Annotated in this window: 6 protein-coding genes; 5 read left to right on the top strand and 1 reads right to left on the bottom strand. The window is 69.0% G+C overall.

The genetic code is table 11. The annotated features are described in order from the left end of the window. Window positions 1–10: 10 nt before the first annotated feature. The gene (locus tag AC2TEW_RS38145; RefSeq protein ID WP_484627538.1) at window positions 11–1,456 is read right to left on the bottom strand and encodes an NF041680 family putative transposase; all 1,446 of its coding nucleotides are present in this window, start codon (window positions 1,454–1,456) and stop codon (window positions 11–13) included. Between the two features lie 172 nt (window positions 1,457–1,628). Between AC2TEW_RS38145 and AC2TEW_RS38140 the strand changes: the two genes are divergently transcribed. The 5 genes from AC2TEW_RS38140 to AC2TEW_RS38120 all read left to right on the top strand — a co-directional run bounded on the left by AC2TEW_RS38140 (window position 1,629) and on the right by AC2TEW_RS38120 (window position 5,463). Next, on the top strand, window positions 1,629–2,402 hold the full coding sequence (locus AC2TEW_RS38140; RefSeq protein WP_484627769.1) for an IS5 family transposase: 774 nt from the start codon (window positions 1,629–1,631) through the stop codon (window positions 2,400–2,402). A 145-nt stretch (window positions 2,403–2,547) separates the two neighbouring features. Then, on the top strand, window positions 2,548–3,624 hold the full coding sequence (locus tag AC2TEW_RS38135; RefSeq protein ID WP_484627768.1) for a tyrosine-type recombinase/integrase: 1,077 nt from the start codon (window positions 2,548–2,550) through the stop codon (window positions 3,622–3,624). Next, entirely contained in the window at window positions 3,624–4,139 is a 516-nt protein-coding gene (locus AC2TEW_RS38130; protein ID WP_484627767.1) for a hypothetical protein, read from the top strand. Before AC2TEW_RS38135 ends, AC2TEW_RS38130 begins: the two co-directional genes overlap by 1 nt. A 74-nt stretch (window positions 4,140–4,213) precedes the next feature. After that, window positions 4,214–5,068, top strand: a complete 855-nt coding sequence (locus AC2TEW_RS38125) for an IS5 family transposase (protein WP_484627669.1) — start codon at window positions 4,214–4,216, stop codon at window positions 5,066–5,068. Then, window positions 5,065–5,463 (top strand): type IV toxin-antitoxin system AbiEi family antitoxin domain-containing protein, encoded by a 399-nt coding sequence (locus AC2TEW_RS38120; RefSeq protein WP_484627668.1) that lies wholly within the window; start codon window positions 5,065–5,067, stop codon window positions 5,461–5,463. The genes AC2TEW_RS38125 and AC2TEW_RS38120 overlap by 4 nt, the downstream gene beginning before the upstream one ends. The last annotated feature ends 8 nt before the right edge of the window (window positions 5,464–5,471 follow it).

The raw sequence follows: 5,471 nt of genomic DNA, 5'->3' as shown, positions 1-5,471 counted from the left end.
AGCTTGACGTTTATGGTCGTCGGGCTTGGTGTTCCTGGATCGACTCGGCGCGTTTGACCGTCTTGCCGACGTCGTGGCGCTTCGCCCGGCGCTTGTTCTTCGAGCCGGGAGGCCGTCCTGGGCCGGCTCGGGATGGTTTCGGCGCGGCCGCCGGGCAGGCCGCCGTCGCGCGGACGTTGCGGAACCCCCGCCGCACTCGGGCGGGGGTCAGGCGGCGGGGCTCGGCCGGTCGCTCCCAGGGACGGCGTAGATCCTCGGCGAGCGGCCGGGCGAGGCGGAGCTGGGTGTGGGCGGCGATGATGAGCCAGGTCCACAGGTCGGCGGTGTCCGCGTGGCGGATCTTCGGGGCGGTCCAGCCGAGGGTCTGCTTCATGAGCCTAAAGGTGTGCTCGAGATCGAACCTGCGGAGGAACGACTGCCACCAGTGGTCCACGTCTACGCTGGTGGCGCTGGTCGCGGAACACCACAGCCAGACCGGTTTCGGGTCGCGATCGCCAGGCAGGCGCTCAACCTTCAGCCGCGTCAACGTGCCGTGCAGGACCGGCAGTTCCTCCTCCGCGTGGTCCAGCCAGGGGCCGCGGTGGGTGAGTCTGGGGTGCATCCGATCCCACGCGATCGCCTCCGCCTTGCCGTAGCGGGTGGTGTCCGTGGCTGTGGTGACATCGGGCCGGTGCCAGCTGTCCGGCTTGGCGAAAGTGAGGACGCCCCCGTGACGACGAGGCCGGCCGCCCTTCGGGCCGGAGCGGGCGGGGCCTGCGTCGCGGAGCATGACGCGGTCCGAGCGCAGGCGTCCGACCAGCACGACGGGCAGGTCCCTCAGGGCGTGGGAGAGGTAGGCAACGTCGTAGCCGGCGTCCATCACGATGAGGATCTCGGGATCGCCTGTCCGCCAGTGCCCGGCCTGCTTCAACCGCTCTACGACATCGCGCAGTTGGGCGGCGGTGACGGCAGTCGCATCGTCCGCGGGGCCCAGGCGCACGGCGTCCAGCAGCGCGACCCAGGATGTGCGGCCGGACTCCAGCGCAGCGACGAAGGAGTACGGCCAGCCCGGCACGAACTGGTCCGTCTTGCGGTCTCCGCGTCCGTAGACGTGGCAGAACAGCCGGTCGTCGCTGGTGGGGGCGTCGGGGCGGAGCCAGTTGCTCACATCCACGGCCAGGACGACCCGGCCGTCGGCCGCCCTCGGCAGCGGCAGGCCCGCCAGTGCGCGCCGCAGCCGCGTCGGCTCCAGCCAGCCCTGGTCCAACGCCGAGTAGAGGGCACCGTGCCCGCGCCGGTGCTCGGTGGCCAGCGACAGCTCGACCAGGGTCTTCACGGGCCCGTCCGCGCACAGCACCGCGTCCGTGAGCTCGAAGAGCGCATCCGGGCGGCTGTACAGGGATTCGTAGAACTCGACTCGAAAGCGGGACAACAGGCCCAACGCCTCACCTGCGGGCGCATCGACAGGGAGACTCATAGACAGCGGCCGTTCTCTCGTGCTTCTTGACTCGACATCTCGAAGCGTGGAGAACGGCCGCCTCCGCTGTCCCGGGAAAAACCGCAGATTAGCAGGTCGGGTGACCAGCGAGGTTAAACGCCAAGCTGAGAAAGTGTTGGGTAATTGATCAACTGCGTGGCGTGATGTGTTGGTGGTGATCTTCGCGGCTGAGGTGCCCGCGAAGATCACCGTCATGTGTGTCCGTGCGTGCAAGCCTTCCTACTCCTCGTCGTTGACGGATGCTCAGTGGGCGGTGATCGAGCCCCTGCTGCCGGTGCGGGATCCGCGTCGGGCGGGCCGTCGGCTGAAGTTCCCGCGTCGGTTGGTGGTGGACACTGTGCTGTACGTGTTGGTCGGTGGCTGTGCGTGGCGGTTGGTGCCGCGCGACCTCGTTCCGTGGGACGCGGCCTACCGGTGGTTCCGCGCCTGGACGGCGGACGGGACCTGGGACCGGGTCCATGATGTGCTGCGTGACCGGGGCCGGGTGGCGGACGGCCGGGATCCGCGGCCCTCGGCGGCGGTGCTGGACTCGCAGTCGGCCCGCAGTCACCAGGGCGGGGAGGCGATCGGCTGCGACGCGGGCAGGCGCGTCCGGGGCCGTAAGCGGCACTTGCTGGTGGACACCTGCGGACTCGTGCTGCGGGCGGTCGTGCACTCGGCGTCGGTGCAGGACCGGGCGGGCACGAAGCTGGTCCTGGCCGGGATCCGGGAGGAGTTCGCGCAGGTCGGGCTGGTCTGGGTGGACGGCGGCTATGTCGTGGTCGATGCCGGCCTGGTCGGCTGGGCCGCGGAGCACGAGAACCCGGAGATCGTCGCGGTGCCGCGCAACGCGGATGTGAAAGGGTTCCAGGTGCTGCCCCGCAGGTGGGTGGTCGAGCTACGTCTCGACGTATGCGACCAGGATGATCGTTATCTCGGGTCCTGATTTGGCATCAGCTATGTGAGTATGAAGATCACCCTGACGCGTGACGGAGTAATATCCGCAGGTCGTGAGGCACGGATCGTAGCGTCCGATCATGATCTTTCATGCAGAACGAGCCGCCTCACCGGCAGGTCAACACTCGTGGGCAGTGGTGGACTCGCAGTACCGCCCCCACCAGGAGGGCTGCCTCTTCCTCGCGAGCCTTCGAGCACTCGGGCGCTCGGTCAACACCGAGCGCGTCTACGCGACCCGCGTCGCGCTCTACCTGACCTGGTGCGACGCCTCAGGACTCGACTGGCGCCGAACCGGGATGCTGGACCTGGCCCGGTTCCTGCGCTGGCTGGTCGACACCCCGCTGCCTACGCGCGGGGCCGCGTCGGCCACGCCGCGCTTCCGCTCCCAGAAGACCGCGAACGCGGTGATGACCGCGGTCTGCGAGTTCTTCCGCTTCGCCGCCCGGGAGGAATGGATCGACCCGGTCCTGGTCGAACGGATGTCGACCCCGAAGTACCTGCGCTGGCTCCCGCCCGGCTTCGAGACGGGAGAGAACGGCCAGTACCGACAGGTCAAAGCAAAGATGATCAAATTCTCGGTCGGCGAGGACCCGGTGGAGACCCTGCGACCGCAGGACATCGAGACCTTGATCAGCCTGGCGTCCCACGCGCGGGACAAGTTCTTGATCGCACTGCTGGGCTGCACCGGCATCCGCATCGGTGAGGCGCTTGGCCTGCGCCGCGAGGACATGCACTTCCTGGCCGACTCCCAGGCCCTGGGCTGCAGCCAGCCCGGACCCCACATCCACGTCCGCCGCCGCAGTGACAACGCCAACGGCGCCCTGGCCAAGTCGCGTTACTCGCGCGCCGTCCCCGTGGTCCCCGACGTGGTCGCCCGCTACACCGACTACCAGTACGAACGCGATACCGTCCCCGAGGCGGCAGGCTGCGACATGGTGTTCGTGAACCTCTTCCAAGCCCCGCTCGGCCGCCCGATGAAGTATTCCTCGGCGAAGGAGCTGTTCGACCGTCTCGGGCGCAGGGCCGGCATCACCGCCCGCCCCCACATGGCCCGCCACGGGGCCGCCACCGCCTGGATCCGCGCAGGAGTACCCCGCGACGTGGTCCAGGAACTGCTGGGCCACGTCTCGCCAGCCTCGCTCGCCCCCTACCTCCACCCGACCGGTGAGGACCTGCGGGCGGCCGTCGAACTCGTGGGGGCGAAAGGCTGATGGCGGCTCAGAAGGCTCACCGGGCCGCCTATCCGGTTGTCGAGGATTTCCCCGCCATCCCGGCGGTCGACCTGACCAACTGGAGCCGTTGGCTGGCAGAGCACACGGACCCCGCCTGGCGGGCCGGCGAGTGGGACGCGGGGACCTGGTTCTTCAACGGCGACGCCGACAACCCGCTCACCGGCTCCACCCAGTGCACCACCCGCAGCTGCTGGACGCTGGTCACCGCAGGGACGGTGCTCTGCCGGCACTGCGTCGTCGCCCACAGCGCCAGCGGCCTGTCTCGCGACGAGTTCATCCAGACCTACCAGCGCCCGGTCCGCATCCGCACGCTCTGGGGCGACGAGCGCGACCCCTGCACGGTCGAGCGCGGCGACCAGCGCTGCGCTCGCCCGATCTACAGCCAAGACCTCTGCCGCACGCACTACGGCCGATGGCGGCGCACGGCCGGGCCCGAGACGGACAGGACCGAATGGTTCGCCACCTCAGAGGACGTTAAGTCCGTTTCTGGATGATCTGGTGTCGCCCGTTTGTGGGTACGGAGGTATTCGGGCTGACTCGCGTGTCGTGTGCATGGTGGGGTCGGGGTATGGAACGGATGCCGTACTCAACAGACTTGTCCGACGGGCAGTGGGCCTTGATCGAGCCGCTGGTCACCGCCTGGAAGCAGGAGCGGGTGTCGCGGTCGGCGACCGGGGATCCGGGCTCCTGTGACTTGCGCGAGGTCGTGAACGCGCTGCTGTACCAGAACCGGACGGGGTGCCAGTGGCGGCTCCTGCCGCACGACTTACCGGCCTGGTCGGCAGTGTTCTACTACTTCACCCTGTGGCGCCAGGACGGCCTTGACCAGCGGATCCAGGAGATCCTGCGCTGCCAGGTGCGGGAGCGGGCCAGACGATTAGAGGACCCGTCCCTGGTGATCATCGACACCCAGTCCGTCCGCGTGGCGGCCGGGGTGCCGAAGGGGACGACGGGGCTGGACGCGAACAAGAAGACGCCCGGGAGGAAGCGGGGACTGGCCGTCGACGTGCTGGGCCTGATCATCGGCGTGGTCGTCCTGGCCGCGAGCGCGCACGACAACGAGGCCGGTATCGCCCTGCTGGACCAGGCGGACGAGCGGTGCGGGATGCGTCTGGAAAAGGCCCTGGTCGACCAGGGCTTCAAGGATGCCGTGATCATCCACGGGGCGGTGAAGGACATCACCGTCGAGGTGGTCCGGCGCAACCCCGACGACGTGGGCAAGGGGTTCGTTCCGCAACCGAAGCGGTGGGTGGTCGAGCAGGTCAACGGCACCCTCATGCTCCACCGGCGCCTTGCCCGCGACTACGACCACCGGCTCGACAACGCCGCCTCCCGCGTCTACTGGGCCGCCACCGCCGGCATGCTCCGCCGCCTCACCGCCCCCAGCCCTGCCTGGCGCGACGACGTCGAGCTGGCAGCATGAACGTCACCGAACTCCTGCGGCTGTTGCAGGCCGAACACGACGAGGCCGCCACACGCGCCGACTACCTGCGCGAACAGATTGACCAACTCACCGGTGCACTGGCCGAGGTAGAGGCCCGCCTCGCCGAGATCGCCACCGCCGGCAAGGTCATCGACGGCCTCGCCCTGCCCGACCACGAGCCGGCCCCTGCGGAGACCGCCACCGTCTACCAGCGCATCGTGACCGCCTTCAACGAGCATCCCGGGCGGGTCTTCCGGGTTCGCGACCTACACGAACTCCTCGGCCTGCCCACCAACGAGCCCTCGATCAACGCCACCCGCTCCCGCCTGGGACGACTCGTTCGTCAGGGACTCCTCGACCAACCCGGACGCGGCCGCTACCAGAAACGGACTTAACGTCCTCT

This window comes from Kitasatospora sp. NEAU-CNBT7, assembly GCF_057220535.1.
Note: the sequence above shows the minus strand (reverse complement) of the source record. Positions and strands in the feature narration are given on the sequence as shown.